The following is a 17,998-nucleotide window of genomic DNA, read 5'->3' as shown; positions in this document are numbered from 1 at the left end:
TCTCGCCACTTCGTTCCGGCGCTGTCCGGACGGTGGCGAGTTCTCAGCAACTCCCGCCGCACCGATTTAGGGCCTCTAGCTCATGCTTGGTTAGAGCAGCGGACTCATAATCCGTTGGTGCCGTGTTCGACTCACGGGAGGCCCACCAATCAAATTCAAGAGTTAACGTGATAATCGCTTCTGGCTTTTTCTCAATGCCGAAAAGCCGTGTAGGTGCCATTTAGGCATTTCTTTCTCTCGTCCCTTCCCGTTGTAGCAAGCAGCTTGAGATGACGCGACAACTACGTTGATACACTCCGTTTTGAGCCTCTAAGACTTGTCGTATGACAATACGATCTACGCAATTTGGAGCGTCTATATTCTGTAGACAAGGCCAGTGGCTGATGGAGTCGGGGTTGGTTCCGATAGTGGGTGACAAGCTTAGCCGTATGCGGCCCTTGCGATGAGTCTGGGCGCCGACTTCGCAAATTTCAAATGTGGCTAGCATCGTTAGGGAAAAGCTTTGTCTGGCTGCTTGACATCAAGTGCTCGATGTTTCTCGGTGGTAACGTGAGTGCTCATTCAACTGATGGAGGCACTCATGACCGCCAAACTTGAAGCGGACTCTGAACCCGGGCCGAATGTCCAGATGTCGATGAGTCCCGACGCTCGCGCTCGGATGCAAGCGACGGAGAAGGCTGTCTACCGCTACTACAATGACATGGGCAAGAATAAAGGGCATTGCACTTGGGGCGCTGGGATTCTTGCTCACAAAGGGGTTTGTTCAGCGGACGAACTTAAACGAAAAGTTAGCGCGCCGATGGTCGATCAGGAGTTCGGCCGACGGGTTGGAGACGCTGAACGCGTCGTGCGTCGGAACACTAAAGTAACACTGAATCAAGCGCAATTTGATGCGCTTGTTAGCCTTACCTATAACGCCGGCCCTACCGGCGCCCGCGGTACTTTCGGCTACGTGAATCAACGGGATTTTGTCGGTGCGGCCGATAATATTTCGCAGATGACCAAAGTCTCGGTAATCGAGAAAGGAAAGAAAAAATACGTCATCGCGCTTGGGCTCATACATCGCCGCGCAGAGGAGAGTGCGCCATTCCGAGTCACGCCAACCATAGCTCCGAACAAATAGGAGGCGTTATGCCGTTTCTGCGTTGCTTCATCTCATTCCAGCCCGTGCATGCTTGCGCCCTCGTCGCCGCTATTGCACTTTCATCGTGGCCGGGATTCCCAGTGCATGCCGCCGGGGATGGACGTAGCGTTATCGGGCAATGGAAGTTCACTGCTGCCCTCGATGGGGCGGAAATCACTTCGCTGGATGAGCGTGAGGCCGATCAGCTTGTGGGGCATGTTTTCACAGTAGCTACAGATAAGGTTCAGTTTGGCAGCCAAGTGTGCTTGCCACCTGACTTCCAGGAAAAGCGGGTGGAGCCGCGTCTATATCTGCGCGAGCAGGCGCACGCAAGCGCGTCACGTCTGGGATTGCCCAATCCGGTGTCCGTGGTCGATTTAGGGTGCACTGTTGTTTTCGTCAAAAATCCGAACCGCCTGGTCATTTTTTGGAAAGGCTGGTTCTTCGACGCACGACGCCTTCGTTAATGAGGGAGGCGCCCGTGCGGCGCCAGCATGGTGCACGCCATCCCGACACGGATATCCACATCGCGCGAGGGCACGCCGCCATCGGAGTTCAAGGCCTTGCGCGGCAGTGTCCTCGTCCGCCGTTTCCTCGAGAGATCTTGAGAAGGCGGTTTTCATAGTAATCGGAAACATCCAGCGACCTGTCAGGCCCGAACACAAAACCCGTGCCCGGTGAAGGACCAATATTGAAGCCGATCCGATCACGGTGGCTTTTCCTTGCTTATTAAACCGAAGCAGTTCGCGTCCGCTGAGGACATACAGATCCTTGCCGAATCCATCACCTCTTGGGCTGTGCGGGAGCCAGGGTCAGTGCCGACATTGCGACACCACGTCATGCGTCGAACGTTTGTCGGCGTGTTCATAGATTAAGCGTGATAACGCATAGTACGGCATCTATGAACCGTTGGTTCATGCTTGGATGTTCATAGTGGTTTTTCAGGGCCGTTCGCGGCAGGCACCTCGCCCGCCATTCCCTCGGGAGATCTTGAGGACGCGGTTTTCGTAGTAATCGGACACATACAGCGCCTTGTCGGGACCGAATACAAAACCGGTGCCCGATGAAGGACCAATGTTGAAGCCCGATCCGATCACGGTCGCTTTTCCTTTCTTGTTAAAACGAAGCAGTTCGCGTCCGCTCAGGACATATAACGCCTTACCAAAGCCGTCACCTCCTCGACCGAAGGCGAGATACGTATCCAGGCCGGCCAAGCCACTGGCGAACGCGCTGTCCGCCAAAGACCCGTCCGCGTTGTAGATCCTGATTGTGCCGTCGCCGAGCGCAACGAAGATCCGGTTGTCGTCATCGATGGCGATGCTGCCCGGACGGCTTGGAGTCGCAAACAGCACCGTCGGTGGGCTTCCCTGGCTCACCAGCACCTGGGGCGCATCGTCGGAGAAAACCAGGCGCCTCGACTCGTCGAATTTCATGTCGTCGACATCGGCAAAACCGGAATTGAAAATGACCCGCGACGTCTGGTCCTGAAAGATCGCGGCGAGGATGCCGCCGCCTCCCACCAGCACCGCATTCCGGACACCGCTGATCACGCCGGCAGCGTCGACCAGCACCGCGTCGGGATCGACCATCGGCGGACCGAATTCTGTCACCGGGCTGCCGCCGGGCGCGATCCTGTGGATCCGGTCCCCGCCTTGTCGTCCCGCGTACAGCGCGCCGTCCCGCCCGAACGACAGTTTCATCGGTTCGTCGACATTCGAATAGACGGCAATGTTGAACCCGGCGCAGACGGTCGGCAGTGCGCGCGCCGGAGGGGTAGGTTGTACGGGGCCTTGCGCAGCCAGCGGCGTTGCCTGGGCATCGCTCGGACCGGCGGTGTAGGCGGTCGCCGCCGCGTGCGCGGCGCCAGCAAAATAGAGCAACAGGGCTGGAAGTACGGGCGAGAGCAGGTGGCGCATGATAGTCCTCGAACGGTGTGGCAAAAGCAAAGCTCGCGTGTCATCGACGCGGCAGCGGAATGCGTAGTTCTTAGACCTCCGAGCAGCGACCGCGTTCATCGCTTTTCCTTGGCCTTCACCGCGAAATTGCCGGTCTTCCGATCCATCGTCGGTCATCTTTCCCATCTACTTCGCCAGCGCGTTCATGATGTTGAACGCATCCCGAATTAACGGGTCTGAGTTAACTGGCGCTACAGGATGTTCAACACCCCTTGCCCGCCTTTCGACAACGTTTGTTGCAGACAAAGAGGGATATGATGAAATCTCATGCGGCAAGGCTCTTGGTGTCACTCCTGTGTGTCAGTGGGCTTCTGTTCGGTTGCGCAAGCGTCCGGCCTTACCGCACGGACCTGGCTGAACCCGGATCCGTCAGCTGCCCTGCGGATCTGGCAGCGACGTTGAAGCAGTGTTCCCACATCACGCCTGAAACAGCGCCGGGCTACGAGCTGCACTTCGTGGAGTTCGATGACCAGGGCTGGGCGGTTACCATCCCGGCAAAGGCCGGAGCCGCGCCCGGCGACAAGCCGCCAAGTCAAATCGACCATCTGATGAAACGCTTGGACAAATTGCTGGGCGATGACGAGTATCTGAATATCATCCTGTACGTCCACGGCTGGAAGCACGACGCGAAAGACGATGACGAGGACGTCAAGCGCTTCCGGCGAATCCTGGCTTCCGCTAACACTCTGGAGTCAAGCAAGAGCAGGAAGCCTCGCAAAGTGGTCGGTATCTACGTGGGGTGGCGCGGCAAGTCCTGGGACCTGCCCAACGCATTAATTAATATGAGCTTCTGGTCCCGCAAGTCGGCGGCGCTTCGCGTCTCCCACGGCGCCGTGCAGGAACTGTTTTCGCGCCTGCGAACCGTCCAGAGCCACTACAACAGCAACATCGATAGCCCCGACTGTGCCGCGCCGCGGGAAGGCCGGATCACGACGAGCGGCTGCCGGGTTCGGATGCTGATGATCGGGCACAGCTTTGGCGCATGGATCTTGTATTCCGCGATCTCCGGTCCGTTGATCTCAACGCTGAACGCCGAAAAGGACCTCGATAACGGCCCATTACCGGGCGGCGCAGGTGCGGCGGACAATCCAGGCGCGCACAGGAAGGCGGAAGCGAACCGGCGGCCCGCGGACATGATTGTGCTGATCAACCCGGCCTTTGAAGCGGTCCGATACCAGCCCCTGCATCAGGCTGCCATCAACTACAAGAGCAAGGTGGTGCAGCCGCCTCTGCTCGTCACAATCACTTCCTCGGCCGACGCCGCGACGCGGCTTGCGTTTCCTGCGGGGCGCTTTATCAACAGCATTTTTGAAAAACCTGTGACTTCGGAGGAGCAGTCCGAGGCGATGAAACGAACCCATGGCCATATCGACCTGTATCAGACGCACCAACTCGTCGCACGCGATAACAACGCCTGTCCTGGCTGGCAGGCGCCGGGGCCGCTAAGTTCTTCGAACAGCGAAGCGATGTTGACGAATAAGGAGATCGAGGCCTTGAATTCGGCCAGGTTTTTTCAGCAAAACACGGACGCGACCGGATTACTGAAGGCGAATTGGATGCGCGAATTTTGCGGCGGAGTGACCCTGTCGCAGATGAAGCCATCGCTGCCTAACCATAACCGCGACCCGAACTCGCTGGTGTGGAATATCCATACTGATGCCTCGCTGATTACATCGCACTCGGACATCATGGGGGAAAAATTTCTGGAATTCGTGCGCCAGCTGTATGACGATACGGAGTTGCGGTGGTAACGCGAAGGGCTCGCCGATTGCGTGAACCTTGCGCGGCAGTCGTGCGAGGCCGATGCGGCGCCCGACTGATAGCGGCTCAGATTGCCCGCGACAGCGTCCCTTGCTGGTCCAGCGAGTAGCGCTCCAGGTCGTTGGCCAGGAACAGCTTGCCGGCGTATGCGCTGCGCGCTTCAGCCGCGATATCGGACATCGACAGTTTGCCCTTCTCTTCCTGATAGCGCGGACTGAAATGGGTGAGCACGAGATTGCGGACCTTCGTGTCGTTCGCAAACTGTGCCACGCTTTTCGCCGAGCTGTGCTGGGGACCCGGGCCCATCTTGACCAGTATCTCTTCGGTGTAGGTCGCCTCGTGGATCAGCACGTCCGCGTTCGCTGCCTCTGCCGCGAGCAGCTCCGGCCTATCGTTATCGCCGCCAACGATTATCTTGCGTGGCGGGCGAGGCGGAAGAAGATAGTCACTGGCATGGAAAATCCTGCCGTCATCCATCGCAACGTCATCGCCTTGCTGAAGCCGGCCCCACGCAGGACCGGGCGGTATGCCATCGGCTTTCAGCCTGGCCGCATCGAGCTTTCGTTCGATGAGCTTTTCTTCAAAGCTGTAGGCATATGAAGGAACGCGGTGCGACAGCGCAGTGAAGCGCACGTCGAAGTCTGGCAGCAGCGCGAACCCGGGCGCATCGGCCACATCGATAAACTCAACCAAATAGGGAAGCTGAAGCTGGGTGGTGTTCATCACTCCCTGGATGAAGTCCCACACCGGCGCGGGTCCGACGATGAACAAGTGTTCTGTCCTGTTGAGCATGCCGGCGCTGGCCAGCAGCCCGGGCAGCCCGTAACAGTGGTCGCCGTGGATGTGCGTGATGAAAATCGCCCGCAAATTCCTGAGCGACAAGCTGGTGTGCAGGATCCTGTGCTGGGTGCCTTCGCCGCAATCGATCAGGTACCAATATCCCACAGCGAAGGAACGCAGCGCCAGCCCGGATACGTTGCGGGTTCTGGTCGGTGTGCCCGATGAGGTACCGAGGAATTGAATTTCCATGGCGGGTCCGGAATTCATGCGGGAGTTTATTATCGACGAAGAGCCAAGAAATTGTCTCGAATCCGGGCGCCGGGTTTGCGCGCGGAGCGGAGTTACCTGTTCGATTGGGCCGCGAAAGCGGGTGCTCTGCGTGCTAGACTTTGGCGGAAGCGAATGGGTTCCCAACCACTCGTTGACGCGCGAACCGAACGTCTCGCTCGGTGAACGCGCCGGAAATTTACACCCTGAGTTTGCCCTGTAATTCGTCGCACCAGGAGGCACCAACCATGAAATTCTCAAGCCAGTCACGGCCAATTAGCGATCTGGAAACTCACGCTGCGGAGATCGTCAGGGACATCACGCACAGCCGGCAACCGCTGTTAATGACCGAGAACGGCGAAGCGAAGCTGGTCGTTATGGATCTGCGCTCATACGAGGAGCAACAGGAAGCAATCGCGCTGTTGAAAATTCTGGCGATGGGGAATCGCGAAATCGAGAAAGGAAAATTCCGTTCTGCAGAAGATGTGTTTGCCGAGCTGGATGAGGAAGATTCTCAGTGAAATCGCAGGTGGTTTTGCTCGAATCAGCGGAGCAGGATCTCAAGGACTTGAAGAGCTATATCGTCAAACAATTTGGAAGAAAGGCGTGGCTGGTCAGCTACCGTGGGATCAAGGATACCGTTCGCGCTTTACAATCTTTTCCCCTCGCCGGCAGCATTCCTGAGGAAATCAGCGACTTTAATTTAACGCAGTTTCGCCAGGTTTTGTCGGGCAGAAATCAAATTATCTACGAGACGCGACAAGGTACGATTTTCGTTCACATTATTTGCGACACGCGAAAAGACCTACGCGCACTTCTCATACGGCGATCAAAAAGAGCGCCCTGATTCTCCTCATTTGTGCCCAGCGCTCGAACTCGGCCGACCAAAGCGACGCAAATTTCCCCCTGTCGCGGTTGCATGGACGGTCTGGCGTGGCTATTCTGGAATTGACATTGAACTAAGGGGAGAGAATCGTGAACGTAAAATTCGCTGCGCTGGCCACCACGTGTTTGCTGGCAACTGGCTGCGCCATGAACGGCCCGATTAATCCTCCGCAATCGCCAAACGACAGTTCGCCCGTGGCAGGCGCGACCACCAGCGGCTCGTCCGCGGCGGGCACGCAGCAGGCGGCAGGATCAGAAGGCAGAACGCGCGCCGAAGTGTATGCCGAAGCCGTGGAGACGGTTAAACACTACAAGTCGACCCAGTCGGAAGAGCGCGACTACTTCAATCCGTTTGCGCACTGAAGGAGCCGAGGACCGCCGATGGCCGGCGGGTTCGCATGACCAGCCCCCTCGGCAGCGGCTACTCGCGCACCGGCAGCGCCTTGCGCGCGTAGAACGTGGCGACGGCGTCGATTTCTTCCGCGGTCATCGCGTTGGCCACGTTGCGCATCTGTAGCTGGCCATCGTTGCGGCGCTCGCCCTTCTTGAACAACTGCAGCTGCTGGACCAGGTAATCCTTGGGCATGCCTTCCAGCCAGGGTGCGCCCAGCTTCTGGTCGACGCCGCCATGGCACGAGATACACGGCGCGATATTGCGCATCGGAGCGCCGACGCGCACCAGCGCGGGCAGCGACTCGTCGTACATGGTTGGCGCCGTGCGCGCCTTCGGCAAACTGGCGTAATACGCCGCCAGGTCTTTGATGTTCTCGTCGGACAGGTTCTTCGACAGCGCAGCCATGATGGGGCTGCCTCGCTTGCCGCTCTTGTAGTCGGCAAGCTGCTTCATGATGACCTCGGGGTATTGCCCCGCAAGGTTGGGCGCGTCCGACCGGCTCATCCCTTTCATCCCGTGGCACATGGTGCAGTTCAATGCCAGCGTGGCGCCGCGGCCCACTGCGGCGGTCGATGCCGTTCTGGTCATCTCGGGCAGCAGGATGACATTGCTCGCCACCGCCGGCGCGCCGCGCTGGCTATCCTTGGCGCCCCAGCTGCTCGGCACCCCGGCGGCGCGGCAGATGCTGTCCCACACGCCGCCGGCGCTGAAGTCCTGGTGCGCCGACGGCAGCCAGCCGAATCCGACGGCCATCGCGGCAAGGGTCAGCGCCGCCAAACCTCCGATACATATCCGGGCCAGCATCATCGCGCTCCGATCGGTATGACAGGCACGTAGGCCTGCGGCGTCATCGCCAGTTGGACGATCGGGTAGCCGTAGTTGACCACAGTGAGCGCGATCATCATGCCCACCCACAGTCCGAGGCCGTTGAGCACGGCCGGCGGATTCGTGTTGGGATGCACCGCCACGCTGAACACGGCGGCCGGCACTGCGCCCGATTGCCGCCTGGCGCTGGCCAGGATGTACAGGAACAGCGCTGCGGAAATCACCAGCAGCAGGCCGCCGATGGCCGACATCGTGACCGTGATGGCCTGCGACGCCAGCGCCGGGTGCGTGTAGTCGTAATAGGCCATGCGTCGCGGCGCGCCCAGCAGGCCGACCAGGTGCCACGGCATGGTCAGCACCATCATGCCGACGAACCACAAGGTCAGCTGTGTGCGAATGAGGCTGGGCGACAGCGGCGCGCAATTGCGCAACTGCGGCCACAGCGCATACGCCACCATGAAGTACATGATGACGATCGCGCCGCCAAAGATCAGGTGGAAGTGGCCGGTGACCCACTGGGTGTTGTGGATGGATTCGTTGAGCTGGTAGCTCATGTTGATCAGGCCGCCCGCGCCGCCGAAGCCGAGCATGATGAAGGCGAACGTCACCGCCAGCATCATCGGGTTGGACCACGGCAGCGCCTTGACCCAGCCAAACAGCCCGGTGCCGCCGCGCAGGCGCCCGACGATCTCCGCCGACGCGACGATGGTAAATACCGTCAGCAGCGTGGGGATCGACACCATCGCCGTCATCACCGCGTGTACGAACTTGAAGCCGGCGCCCACCTGCGGGTCGGCGAACAGGTGGTGTATGCCGATCGGCATGGAGAACACGAGGAACAGCGCGAAGGCGACGCGGCCCATGGTGTCGCTGTACAGGCGCCCGCCGATGGCGCCGGGGAACAAGGTGTAGAACGCGATGTAGGCGGGCACCAGCCAGAAGTAGACGATCGCATGCAGCGTCCACGAGAACAGCACGCGCGCCAGGCCGGCGTTGATGGTGTCGGTGAGGCCGAGCGACGCCGGCATGATCAGAATCAGGATCTCCGACGCGGCGCCCACCGAGGTCCAGGCCCACAGGTAGGCGCCGGCCACGTTGCCGTACATGGCCAGCGGCACGGTCGCCCCTGGATTATCCTTTTTCCACGCGCGCAGGTTGATCGACATGAGCGCCACCCAGATCCACGACCCAACCACCACCAGCACGACGCCGATGTAGTACAGCGGGCTGGCGAGCATCGGCGGATAGAAGGTGTAGAGCACCGACGCCTTGCCGACCGCCGTCGTCAGCGCGGCGATGAGCGTGCCGGCGATGACGAGCCAGAACCCGGCCCAGGCCCAGCGCATGCCGATCAGGGGCCGCTTCAGCGCCAGTTCCACGATCGCGTAGCCGAAGCCCATCGCGAGCAGCGTCGGCAGCACGTAGGCCATCACGGTGCCGTGGGCGGTGACGGAACGGTAGTAATGCTCGGGGTTGTTGATCCACGCATGCAGCGGGCTGCGGATGTACATCTGCCATTCGCCCAGCACGATGGCGGCGAAGAACGCGATGAACGCGACCCAGAAGTGCGCCAGGACCAGTTTTCTAGCGAGGTACACAGCTCAGCCTTTCTGACGCCTTCGCTTTCGCGAGAAACTCGTCTGCGGGTATCACCTGGACGCGCGCCCACATCGCTTCGTGCCCGGTGCCGCAATACTCGTGGCACGGCATCAGCTGCTCTCCCACCCTGGGAAAGCTGGTGGTGAAGGTGGACACGAATCCCGGGATCAGCATGGTGTTGGCGTTGGTGCGGCCCACCACGAAGCCGTGGATGGCGTCGGTGCTGGTGCCGCGGAAGGTGACGGGCATGCCGGCCGGCACCAGCAGGCACTGCGGCGTGAACGAATACTGCTGCGCGATCAGGCGCACGACGACCTTGCCGTCCTTGTCCACCATCGAGCCCAGATTGTTCTCGACGAATTCGCCCTGGATGTGCAGCGTCTTCACGTCCACAGTTTCAACGCGCGACGGCGGCATCGCGGCCCAGTGCAGGCCTGTGAAGATCATCATGGCCAGCAAGGACGCGATGATCGCGATGACGATGATGGCCCAGCGCCGCTCGGCGGCGTTGGCGACTGCCTCGGATGCGTGATGCGCTGTCATTGGACGGCGCCCCGCGGCAGGTACACGAGCACGTAGAACAGGTAGAACATCGCGACCACGATGGCCGTTGCCACGCCGGCGACGGCAAAGGCGCCCGCCGGCCCCTTGGCCACGATGTCGTCGATCTTTCGTTCGAGTTCGGCTGATTCGTCGTCGTCGGGAGTGTTCATGGTGGCGCCTATTCCGGTAGCAGCTTGCGAAGGTCGTTGGCCTGGGCGGCGGCCACTGGCGTGCCATTGTTGCCCCAGGCGACGCGGATGTAGGTCACGACCGCCGCGACCTCGTTATCGTTCAACAGGTGCGAGAACGGCGGCATGCCATGCGGCCGCGGGTTCTTCCTGGTCCCCGGCGGATAGCCGCCGTTGAGCACCATGCGGATCGAGTTGACGGGCGACTCCATGGTGATGGACTGGTTGCCGGCCAGCGGCGGATACGACGGCGCCTGCCCGCGGCCCTCGGCGCCATGGCATACGGCGCACTGCGCCACATACACCTTGCGGCCCGATTCCATCACTTCGGGACTGACCATGCGCGCCTGGCTGGATGGCGGCGGCGCCGTGTCCTTCTGCGGCAGGGCCTTGAGATAGACCGCCATCGCCTTGGCGTCGTCGTCGCTCAGGTACTGCAGGCTGTTGTAGACCACTTCGGCCATCGGGCCGTACACGGTGCCGCGGTGCGACACGCCCACCTGCAGCAGGTCGGCGATGTCTTCGATCTTCCAGTCGCCCAGGCCCGCCTCGCGGTTCGACGTGAGCGAGGGCGCGTACCAGTTCTGGTTGGGGATCATGCCGCCCTCGAAGGCTTTCGATTCGCTCGAGCCGCCCAGCGCATTGACGGCCGTGTGGCACATGGCGCAATGCCCAAGCCCCTTGACCAAGTAGGCGCCGCGATTCCACTCGGCGCTCTGGCCCGGCGTCGGCTGGAACTCGCCTTCCTTGAAGTACAGCGTGCGCCATCCGATCAGCAGCTCGCGGTTATTGAAGGGGAAGCGCAGCTCGTGCTCGCGGTTCTTCTGCTTGACCGGCGCGATCGACATCAGGTAGGCGTAGATGGCGTCGGTGTCGCTGCGCGTGACCTGGCTGTACGAGGCGAACGGCATCGCCGGGTACAGCAGGGTGCCGTTCTTCGATATGCCGGTGTGCATCATGCGATAGAAGTCGTCGGCGGTCCAGCTGCCGATGCCGGTGTCGTCGTCGGGGGTGATGTTGGGCACGTACAGATTGCCGAACGGCGTAGCCATCGCCCTGCCGCCGGCGAACATCGCGCCGTTGGGAACGGTGTGGCAGGCCACGCAGTCGCCGGCGCGCGCCAGGTACTCGCCGCGATTGATGATCTGCGTGGTCGCTGAGACCGGGGCATGCCTTGCGCTGTCGGGCAGGGCGCCGGGGCGCAGGAAGTACAGCGCGGCCGCCACCAGCGCGGCGAGGATCGCAAGCACGAGAACGATGCTGGTACGTTTGCGCATGGGCGTCACCGCTGGCTGCCGCAGGCGAGCGGCATGCGAACCAGATTGGACGGCTCAGGCGCGGCGTTGGCCGAGGGCGTTTGCTGCGCCAGCCAGGCGGCCACGGACGATATGTCGGTATCGGTCAGGCGCGTGGCGATGCGTTTCATGCAGTCAGGGTCGGCGGCGCGGCGCTCGCCCACGCGCCAGCGCGTGAGCTGGCCGACGATGTAGGCGGGGCGCAGGCCGGCCAGGCCGGGAATGCCGGGCTCCATGCCGCTCAGGCTCTTGCCGTGGCAGGCGATGCAGGCGGGGATGCCCTTGGCGGGGTCGCCCGCCGTGGCCAGCGCCTGGCCGCGCTTCATCAGGGCCGGGTCGGGCGCGGCGCCTGGCTGAACATTGAAGGGCGGGCGCTGGGCGGCGAAGTGCTCGGCAATCTCCTTCAGGTAGGCGTCGGGCAGGTAGGCGACCAGGTAATTCATCGGCGGATAGCTGCGCGTGCCATCGCGGAAGGCGGTCAGCTGATTATGGAGGTAGCTGGCGGGCTTGCCGGCGATGCGGGGGAAGTAGCCGTCCGCGGTGCCCTGTCCCTTCTGTCCGTGGCAGGTGACGCATCCCTGGACGCGGGCTTCGATGGAGTCGAGTTTCTGGAAGGCGGGAACGGCGTCGGGACTGACTGGCCTGGTCTGGGCGGAGGCAACGCCGTGAACAAGCAATGCGCACAGGACGAGCAGCCCGAGTCGTTCAAGGACGAATGCGCACCGAGTCATCAAACCCACCTTTCAGCCTTGGCTTTCCAGCGATCGAAGAAATCGTTTTCACCGTTCAGTGGCTAGATTAGCATGATTACTTCTGGCTGAACGAATCGTGCGCGAATTGTGTGTGTACTATTCCGCCGCAGCGAAAATGGGGGCAGGCCCGCGGGACCTGACCCCATCCTGGCTTAGCGTCCCGGCAGCGGATACGTCGCCGGGCTGACGTTGCCGTCCTTGTCCACCGCCTGCACGCCGAAGAACACGTTGTCCTTCGACAGCGGCATGGTCACCGAGGTGACCTTGCCGACGAACTGGCTACCCTGCCACTGCGCCGCCGTGGTGTCGCGCCACACGACGCGGTAGCCGGCCAAGTCCGGCTCGGTGTTCGCGGTCCACGCCAGGTCGGTGTGGTTATCCAGCTTGGCGGTCAAAATCTTCACGCCCTGCGGCGAGGCCGGCGCCAGCGCCAGCGACGCCAGCGACGCCGCGTTCACGCGCGCCACCTGAGCGATGTAATCCGGATCGACGAACTCCGGCAGGTCGCCGATCTGCAGCGCGCCTTCCTTGCGCACGTTCTGGTGCTGGTGGTTGAAGTTCTCGGCCGGCTCGGTGAAGCGCAGCGCCGCGAAGCCGCGGTCGAGGAAGGGCGCATGGTCGCCGCCGCGCAGGTAGCGGTCGCGCCGGTTCACGATGGTCACCTTGAAGTTGGGGACGTAGCGCTCGCCGACTTCCTTGACGTGGCGCGCCAGCTGGCGCGGCGTCGAATCGTTTTCGCCGCCGGTCTGAATCAGGGTGCGCAGGTGGTCCGGCATCTCCTTCAGGGCGGGGATGCCTTCGGCGAACAGGCGCACCTGGCCGTTGTCGCGCTTGCCCTCTTCGTTGTACGAGCTGCCGATGATGTCGTTGGTGAACATGCCGGCGATGTTGAGCTTTTTCTGCTTCGCCTTCTCGGCGTAGTCGGCCGATCCGTACAGGCCCTGTTCTTCGGCCGCCACGGTCATGAACACCAGGGTCGCGTCGAACTTGTAGCGCGCCATCACGCACGCCAATTCCATCACCGCGGCGGTGCCGGACGCGTCGTCGTTGGCGCCCGGCGCGTTGTTCACGGCGTCGGCGTCGTCGCTGTTGCGCGAGTCGTAGTGGCCGCTGACGACGTACATGCGGTCGCGCGATTCTGCCTGCGTGCCGGGCAGGGTGGCCACGACGTTGACGATCTCGGTCGGGCGCGACAGGCGCCGGTCGACCGGGTGCAGGTGGCCGTCGAACGCGACCTGCAGCTTGCCGGCGCCGCAGCGTTCCAGCTCGCCCTTGATCCAGCGCCGCGCCGCGCCAATGCCGCGCGTGTCGGAGACGGTGTCGGACATCGTGTGGCGCGTGCCGAAGCCGACCAATTTGTCGATGTAGCCCTGGATGCGCTGCGGCGAGATCTCGCGCACCATGGCGTCGATCTGCGCCTGGTGGGCGGAGGTGTTCGGTTCGGCGGCGGATGCGAGGCCGGCGCCGGCCATCAATACAGCGATCAGGGCTTTCTGTGGAACGTTCATTGAGCTTCCTTGAAATTAACTGTTGGCAAGTGTACCCTGCCGTAAGCCTGTTTTCCATATGGAGCATTCATGCAGACGCCTTCTCCTGAAGCGCTGGTTCGTCCGGAGGTCGGCGCACGCCGGCTGCTGATAGGCGTGGCGCAGGGCGGGCTGCTGTACTGGCTGTATCGCGCGGCGCAGGATCATGTGTGGCCTGCGACCGTGCCGATGCTGTTTATCCCGCTGGTGCTGGTGTGCGTGTTTGCGCCTGTGCTGCTCAATTCGAGCCTGGGTAACATGGCCGGCCGGCGCGCCGCGCAGTGGACCGGCCTGGCGTCGGCCATCATCGCGGCGCTTGGCGTCTACGATGCCTGGCGCGCGGTCCCCGGCGTGGGCCAGGCGACGCCGATGATCTCGCCGTCGCATCTGCTATGCGTGTTCCTGGCCGCGGGCTTCTTCATCGCGCACTCGCTGGTGATGGCCGGATCGGGCGAACGGCGCCGCCTCGCGTCCTATTCAGCCTACTTCGAAACGGCGTGGAAGCTGGGCGTGCAGCTGGCCTTCAGCGGCTTCTTCGTCGGCCTGGTGTGGGCGGTGCTGAACATGGGCGCGGAACTGTTCGCGCTGGTGCACCTCGACTTCCTCAAGGAGCTGCTGCGCAAGTCCTGGTTCAATATTCCCGTCGTCACGTCCGCGTTCAGCTGCGCGATGCACATCACCGACGTGCGCCCGGCCATCGTGCGCGGCATCCGGACCTTGCTGCTGGTGCTGATGTCGTGGATCCTGCCGGTCGCGGTGCTGATCGTCGGAGGCTTCCTCGCCAGCCTGCTGTTCACCGGCCTGGCGCCGCTGTGGGCCACGCGCCATGCCGCCGCCGTGCTGCTCGGCGCGGCCGCGCTGCTGGTGGTACTGATTAACGCGGCCTGGCAGAACGGCGCGGCGCTGGCCACCACCGCACTGCCGATCCGATTGAGCGCGCGCCTCGCGGCCCTGCTGCTGGCGCCGATCGTGCTGATCGCGATCTGGGCGCTGACCCTGCGCGTGGCCGATTACGGCTGGACCAACGACCGAATCATCGCCGCGGCGTGCGAACTGGTCGCGGCCTGCTATGCGGCGGGATACGCGCAGGCAGCGCTGCGCAAGGGCTGGCTCGAGCGCATCGGCGCGGTGAACATCATCACCGCATTTGTGGTGCTCGCGGTGCTGCTGGCGCTGTTCTCTCCGATCGCCGATCCGGCGCGGCTGTCGATCAACAATCAGCTCGCGCGGCTTTCGTCGTCGGGCAAGGTCGCGACGGACAAATTCGATTTCTCCTACTTGCGCTTCGAGGGCGCGCGCTACGGCAAGGAGGCGCTGGCGCGGCTGACGCAAAGCAGCGACCTGGCGGTGCGCGCCGGCGTTGACAAGGCGCTGGCGATGAGTGTGCCGGCGTTGCGCTATCCGGTAGCAGCGGCCGAGGCGCGGCCCGACCTCGCGGCCAACATCACGGTGTGGCCGAAGGGGGCCAGCCTGCCGCCATCCTTCATGGCGATGGAATGGCGCACATTGAACTCGCTGGTGCCGGCGCCCGCCTGCCTGGTGCGGGCGGGCGCCAGGTGCGACGCGTTCCTGGTCGATGTGACGGATGACGGGAAACCGGAGGTGCTGGTGGTGGGAGCCGAAAGCGGCGGCGGCGCGGTCATCGCAGGCGATGCCGGCACCGGAAACTGGGCCATCCTGGACCGGATGCCGGCCAGGTTTGCCGGCTGCGTTTGGTATCGCGAGCGCCTGATCGCGGGGCAGATTCGCACCGTCGCGCCGCCGCGCAAGGTGCTGGAAATCGGCGGGCAGCGCATCCGCAGCATACCGGTGGACGAGAGCGTGCCGGCAGCAACCTGTCCTAACTGAGATGGGGGCAGCAGGACCAGGCCCACGCTGATTCGTGCGCGCCCCAAAACTGGCGATTCGAATAGTATCGGGCTGACATCAACGACCAGCCCAATTCATGAAAAACGACCAGCCATCGGCAGTTTCGCCGGTGCCCAACAGCGAGCCGACCGCAGCGGCCAAATCGGCCGGCCTGCGCTACGTCACCGACAGCATGCGCGGCATCGCGCGCGAAGCGAAGGGCGACGGCTTCCGCTACATCGACAAGGACGGCCAGCCCATCGACGATGAGGCCACGCTGGCGCGCATCAAGTCGCTGGCGATTCCGCCGGCGTGGACCGAGGTGTGGATCTGCCCGATCGCCAACGGCCACCTGCAGGCCACCGGCCGCGACGCGCGCAAGCGCAAGCAGTACCGCTATCATCCGAAGTGGCGCAGCGTGCGCGACGAGGTGAAGTACGAGCGCATGCTCAGCTTCGGCAAGGCGCTGCCGCAGATCCGCGCCGCGGTGGACGATGCGCTCAAGCTGCCCGGCCTGCCGCGCGAGAAGGTGCTGGCCACCATCGTGCGCCTGCTGGAAGTGACGATGATGCGGATCGGGAACGAGGAGTACGCCCGCACCAACAAGTCGTTCGGCCTGACCACGCTGCGTTCGCGCCACGTGAAGGTGGACGGCAAGGAGGTCGAGTTCCGCTTCCGCGGCAAGAGCGGCGTGTTCCACACCATCAAACTGGAGGACCGGCGCCTGGCGAAGATCATCGCGCGCACGCGCGAGCTGCCGGGCCAGGAATTGTTCCAGTACCTCGACGACGATGGCGAGCAGCACAGCGTCGATTCGGCCGACGTCAACGAGTACCTGCGTTCGATCACCGGCGAGGACTACACTGCCAAGGACTTCCGCACCTGGTCCGGCACGGTGCTGGCCGCGCTGGCGCTGCAGGAATTCGAGAAGTTCGATTCGGAGGCGCAGGCCAAGAAGAACATCGTGCAGGCGATCGAATCGGTGGCGCAAAAGCTGGGCAACACGCCGACCATCTGCCGCAAGTGCTACGTGCATCCGGCCGTCCTCGACGCTTACCTCGACGGCACCATCCTCGACGCGCTGCGCGAGCGCGCCACGCGCCAGCTGGTCGATGGCTTGCACACGCTGTCGCCGGAAGAGGCGGCGGTGCTGGCGCTGCTGCAGAAGCGCTTGCAGTAGTGCTGAAAATGGGGTCAGGTCCGCCGGACCAGACCCCGGTATTCCGGCGCCGCCGCGCCATCTAATTTGCTGCCAAAACATACACAATTCATGGCGCGATTGCGCTATCCTGATCGTCCGCTCACTTTTCGACCAGGAGAATAACCATGGCAACAACCGTCAAGCCAATCCCTGAAGGAATGCACACCATCACCCCGCACCTGATCTGCGCCGGCGCGGCCGAGGCGATCGAGTTCTACAAAAAGGCGTTCAATGCCGTCGAAGGCGGCCGCATGCTCGGCCCGGACGGCAAGATCATGCACGCACAGATGAAGATCGGCGATTCGCACATCATGCTGGTGGACGAGTTTCCGCAGTGGGGCGGCAAGGGGCCGAAGATGCTGGGCGGCTCGCCGGTCGCGATCCACATGTACGTCACCGATGCCGACGCGATCTTCAAGCAGGCCGTCGACGCCGGCGCCACCGTCAAGATGCCGATCGCCGACATGTTCTGGGGCGACCGCTACGGCGTCGTGATCGACCCGTTCGGCCACCAGTGGTCGATCGCCACCCACATCAAGGACATGTCGCCGGAAGAGATGGCGAAGGCGGGCAAGGAAGCGATGAGCGGCCAAAACTGCGAGTAGCCAGCAGGAAAGGCGCGGGTTTATTCAGGCCCGCGTCTTGACGCATCTGGTTGACTCCCGTCCGTTCGCGGACGATGATGGAGAGATGAATACCGATCGTAATGGACTTGCTAAAGAGCACGACCTGGCGACTGTCCGGTCGGATGTAGCCGCGATCAAGGCCACGCTCGCGGTACATTCGGCTCAACTTTCCTCGCTGGAGCACGAAGTGACCAAGGTGGCAGGCAGCGTCGCCGCACTCACGTCAAAATTCGAAGTATTAGAAGACGATGTCACGACATTGAAAATCGACGTTGCGGTTATCAAGTCAAACTACGTCACGAAGGCCGACCTCGCAAACCTGGCGGCTCGGATCGCACATCTGGAAGTATCGCTGCCGAAATGGTTTATTTCGACCTGGCTCGCGATGGCGGGAACCACCTTCGCCATCGTCAAGTTCGTCCACTAGCCC

General features: G+C 62.6%; 19 protein-coding genes and 1 tRNA gene. 11 read left to right on the top strand and 9 right to left on the bottom strand.

The window, feature by feature from the left end; all coding sequences use genetic code 11:
• Positions 1-69 precede the first annotated feature (69 nt).
• The 3 genes from Q4S45_RS16395 (at position 70) to Q4S45_RS16385 (ending at position 1,590) form a co-directional block, all read left to right on the top strand.
• A tRNA-Ile gene (locus Q4S45_RS16395) sits at positions 70-148 on the top strand.
• A 432-nt stretch (positions 149-580) separates the two neighbouring features.
• Entirely contained in the window at positions 581-1,123 is a 543-nt protein-coding gene (locus Q4S45_RS16390) for a lysozyme (RefSeq protein ID WP_305506045.1), read from the top strand.
• A gap of 8 nt (positions 1,124-1,131) precedes the next feature.
• Positions 1,132-1,590, top strand: coding sequence for a hypothetical protein (locus Q4S45_RS16385; RefSeq protein ID WP_305506043.1), 459 nt, complete (start codon positions 1,132-1,134; stop codon positions 1,588-1,590).
• A 474-nt stretch (positions 1,591-2,064) separates the two neighbouring features.
• On the opposite strand, the gene Q4S45_RS16380 is transcribed toward Q4S45_RS16385, so the two are convergent.
• Positions 2,065-3,204, bottom strand: a complete 1,140-nt coding sequence (locus tag Q4S45_RS16380; protein ID WP_305506041.1) for a hypothetical protein — start codon at positions 3,202-3,204, stop codon at positions 2,065-2,067.
• Between the two features lie 128 nt (positions 3,205-3,332).
• Here Q4S45_RS16380 and Q4S45_RS16375 point away from each other — a divergent pair, with 128 nt between their 5' ends.
• On the top strand, positions 3,333-4,829 hold the full coding sequence (locus tag Q4S45_RS16375) for a hypothetical protein (protein WP_305506039.1): 1,497 nt from the start codon (positions 3,333-3,335) through the stop codon (positions 4,827-4,829).
• 76 nt (positions 4,830-4,905) lie between these two features.
• Here the strand turns inward: Q4S45_RS16375 and Q4S45_RS16370 are convergent, their stop codons facing one another.
• The gene (locus tag Q4S45_RS16370; protein ID WP_305506037.1) at positions 4,906-5,868 is read right to left on the bottom strand and encodes a ribonuclease Z; all 963 of its coding nucleotides are present in this window, start codon (positions 5,866-5,868) and stop codon (positions 4,906-4,908) included.
• 266 nt (positions 5,869-6,134) lie between these two features.
• On the opposite strand from Q4S45_RS16370, the gene Q4S45_RS16365 reads away from it, so the two are divergent.
• The 3 genes from Q4S45_RS16365 (at position 6,135) to Q4S45_RS16355 (ending at position 7,134) form a co-directional block, all read left to right on the top strand.
• On the top strand, positions 6,135-6,407 hold the full coding sequence (locus tag Q4S45_RS16365) for a type II toxin-antitoxin system Phd/YefM family antitoxin (protein WP_305506035.1): 273 nt from the start codon (positions 6,135-6,137) through the stop codon (positions 6,405-6,407).
• Positions 6,404-6,733, top strand: coding sequence for a type II toxin-antitoxin system RelE/ParE family toxin (locus tag Q4S45_RS16360; RefSeq protein ID WP_305506033.1), 330 nt, complete (start codon positions 6,404-6,406; stop codon positions 6,731-6,733). Before Q4S45_RS16365 ends, Q4S45_RS16360 begins: the two co-directional genes overlap by 4 nt.
• Before the next feature lie 128 nt (positions 6,734-6,861).
• The gene (locus Q4S45_RS16355; protein ID WP_305506031.1) at positions 6,862-7,134 is read left to right on the top strand and encodes a hypothetical protein; all 273 of its coding nucleotides are present in this window, start codon (positions 6,862-6,864) and stop codon (positions 7,132-7,134) included.
• A gap of 58 nt (positions 7,135-7,192) precedes the next feature.
• On the opposite strand, the gene Q4S45_RS16350 is transcribed toward Q4S45_RS16355, so the two are convergent.
• From Q4S45_RS16350 to Q4S45_RS16320, 7 genes are all read right to left on the bottom strand, one after another.
• Positions 7,193-7,942 carry a cytochrome c gene (locus Q4S45_RS16350; RefSeq protein ID WP_305506029.1) on the bottom strand — a complete coding sequence of 250 codons (750 nt, stop codon included), beginning with the start codon at positions 7,940-7,942 and terminating at the stop codon, positions 7,193-7,195.
• Positions 7,943-7,968: 26 nt separating this feature from the next.
• The gene (locus tag Q4S45_RS16345; RefSeq protein ID WP_305506027.1) at positions 7,969-9,588 is read right to left on the bottom strand and encodes a b(o/a)3-type cytochrome-c oxidase subunit 1; all 1,620 of its coding nucleotides are present in this window, start codon (positions 9,586-9,588) and stop codon (positions 7,969-7,971) included.
• Positions 9,575-10,132: a cytochrome C oxidase subunit II gene (locus Q4S45_RS16340; protein ID WP_305506025.1), complete on the bottom strand. Its 558-nt coding sequence runs from the start codon at positions 10,130-10,132 to the stop codon at positions 9,575-9,577. The genes Q4S45_RS16345 and Q4S45_RS16340 overlap by 14 nt, the downstream gene beginning before the upstream one ends.
• Positions 10,129-10,302, bottom strand: coding sequence for a hypothetical protein (locus Q4S45_RS16335; RefSeq protein WP_305506023.1), 174 nt, complete (start codon positions 10,300-10,302; stop codon positions 10,129-10,131). Before Q4S45_RS16335 ends, Q4S45_RS16340 begins: the two co-directional genes overlap by 4 nt.
• Before the next feature lie 8 nt (positions 10,303-10,310).
• A complete protein-coding gene (locus tag Q4S45_RS16330) occupies positions 10,311-11,597 on the bottom strand; it encodes a cytochrome c (protein WP_305506021.1) in 1,287 nt (428 codons plus the stop codon).
• 5 nt (positions 11,598-11,602) lie between these two features.
• The gene (locus Q4S45_RS16325) at positions 11,603-12,346 is read right to left on the bottom strand and encodes a c-type cytochrome (protein ID WP_305506019.1); all 744 of its coding nucleotides are present in this window, start codon (positions 12,344-12,346) and stop codon (positions 11,603-11,605) included.
• A gap of 173 nt (positions 12,347-12,519) precedes the next feature.
• Complete coding sequence (locus Q4S45_RS16320; RefSeq protein WP_305506017.1) at positions 12,520-13,875, bottom strand: M28 family peptidase; 1,356 nt, start codon at positions 13,873-13,875, stop codon at positions 12,520-12,522.
• Positions 13,876-13,944: 69 nt separating this feature from the next.
• Between Q4S45_RS16320 and Q4S45_RS16315 the strand changes: the two genes are divergently transcribed.
• The 4 genes from Q4S45_RS16315 to Q4S45_RS16300 all read left to right on the top strand — a co-directional run bounded on the left by Q4S45_RS16315 (position 13,945) and on the right by Q4S45_RS16300 (position 17,995).
• Positions 13,945-15,741 (top strand): DUF4153 domain-containing protein, encoded by a 1,797-nt coding sequence (locus tag Q4S45_RS16315; protein WP_305506015.1) that lies wholly within the window; start codon positions 13,945-13,947, stop codon positions 15,739-15,741.
• Positions 15,742-15,838: 97 nt separating this feature from the next.
• Positions 15,839-16,921, top strand: a complete 1,083-nt coding sequence (locus tag Q4S45_RS16310) for a DNA topoisomerase IB (protein WP_305506009.1) — start codon at positions 15,839-15,841, stop codon at positions 16,919-16,921.
• A 146-nt stretch (positions 16,922-17,067) separates the two neighbouring features.
• Positions 17,068-17,547 carry a VOC family protein gene (locus tag Q4S45_RS16305; RefSeq protein ID WP_305506006.1) on the top strand — a complete coding sequence of 160 codons (480 nt, stop codon included), beginning with the start codon at positions 17,068-17,070 and terminating at the stop codon, positions 17,545-17,547.
• Positions 17,548-17,632: 85 nt separating this feature from the next.
• Positions 17,633-17,995, top strand: coding sequence for a hypothetical protein (locus tag Q4S45_RS16300; protein ID WP_305506003.1), 363 nt, complete (start codon positions 17,633-17,635; stop codon positions 17,993-17,995).
• The last annotated feature ends 3 nt before the right edge of the window (positions 17,996-17,998 follow it).

The sequence above is a fragment of the Massilia sp. R2A-15 genome, from assembly GCF_030704305.1.
Lineage (GTDB): Bacteria > Pseudomonadota > Gammaproteobacteria > Burkholderiales > Burkholderiaceae_D > JAFCUW01.
Note: the sequence above shows the minus strand (reverse complement) of the source record. Positions and strands in the feature narration are given on the sequence as shown.

Bases quoted from the DNA above. Each gene is read 5' to 3' on its own strand.
- Q4S45_RS16390 (WP_305506045.1), top strand. From the start codon at position 581: ATGACCGCCAAACTTGAAGCGGACTCTGAACCCGGGCCGAATGTCCAG.
- Q4S45_RS16385 (WP_305506043.1), top strand. From the start codon at position 1,132: ATGCCGTTTCTGCGTTGCTTCATCTCATTCCAGCCCGTGCATGCTTGC.
- Q4S45_RS16380 (WP_305506041.1), bottom strand. From the start codon at position 3,204: ATGGGAAAGATGACCGACGATGGATCGGAAGACCGGCAATTTCGCGGT.
- Q4S45_RS16375 (WP_305506039.1), top strand. From the start codon at position 3,333: ATGATGAAATCTCATGCGGCAAGGCTCTTGGTGTCACTCCTGTGTGTC.
- Q4S45_RS16370 (WP_305506037.1), bottom strand. From the start codon at position 5,868: ATGGAAATTCAATTCCTCGGTACCTCATCGGGCACACCGACCAGAACC.
- Q4S45_RS16365 (WP_305506035.1), top strand. From the start codon at position 6,135: ATGAAATTCTCAAGCCAGTCACGGCCAATTAGCGATCTGGAAACTCAC.
- Q4S45_RS16340 (WP_305506025.1), bottom strand. From the start codon at position 10,132: ATGACAGCGCATCACGCATCCGAGGCAGTCGCCAACGCCGCCGAGCGG.
- Q4S45_RS16335 (WP_305506023.1), bottom strand. From the start codon at position 10,302: ATGAACACTCCCGACGACGACGAATCAGCCGAACTCGAACGAAAGATC.
- Q4S45_RS16330 (WP_305506021.1), bottom strand. From the start codon at position 11,597: ATGCGCAAACGTACCAGCATCGTTCTCGTGCTTGCGATCCTCGCCGCG.
- Q4S45_RS16325 (WP_305506019.1), bottom strand. From the start codon at position 12,346: ATGACTCGGTGCGCATTCGTCCTTGAACGACTCGGGCTGCTCGTCCTG.
- Q4S45_RS16320 (WP_305506017.1), bottom strand. From the start codon at position 13,875: ATGAACGTTCCACAGAAAGCCCTGATCGCTGTATTGATGGCCGGCGCC.
- Q4S45_RS16315 (WP_305506015.1), top strand. From the start codon at position 13,945: ATGCAGACGCCTTCTCCTGAAGCGCTGGTTCGTCCGGAGGTCGGCGCA.
- Q4S45_RS16310 (WP_305506009.1), top strand. From the start codon at position 15,839: ATGAAAAACGACCAGCCATCGGCAGTTTCGCCGGTGCCCAACAGCGAG.
- Q4S45_RS16305 (WP_305506006.1), top strand. From the start codon at position 17,068: ATGGCAACAACCGTCAAGCCAATCCCTGAAGGAATGCACACCATCACC.
- Q4S45_RS16300 (WP_305506003.1), top strand. From the start codon at position 17,633: ATGAATACCGATCGTAATGGACTTGCTAAAGAGCACGACCTGGCGACT.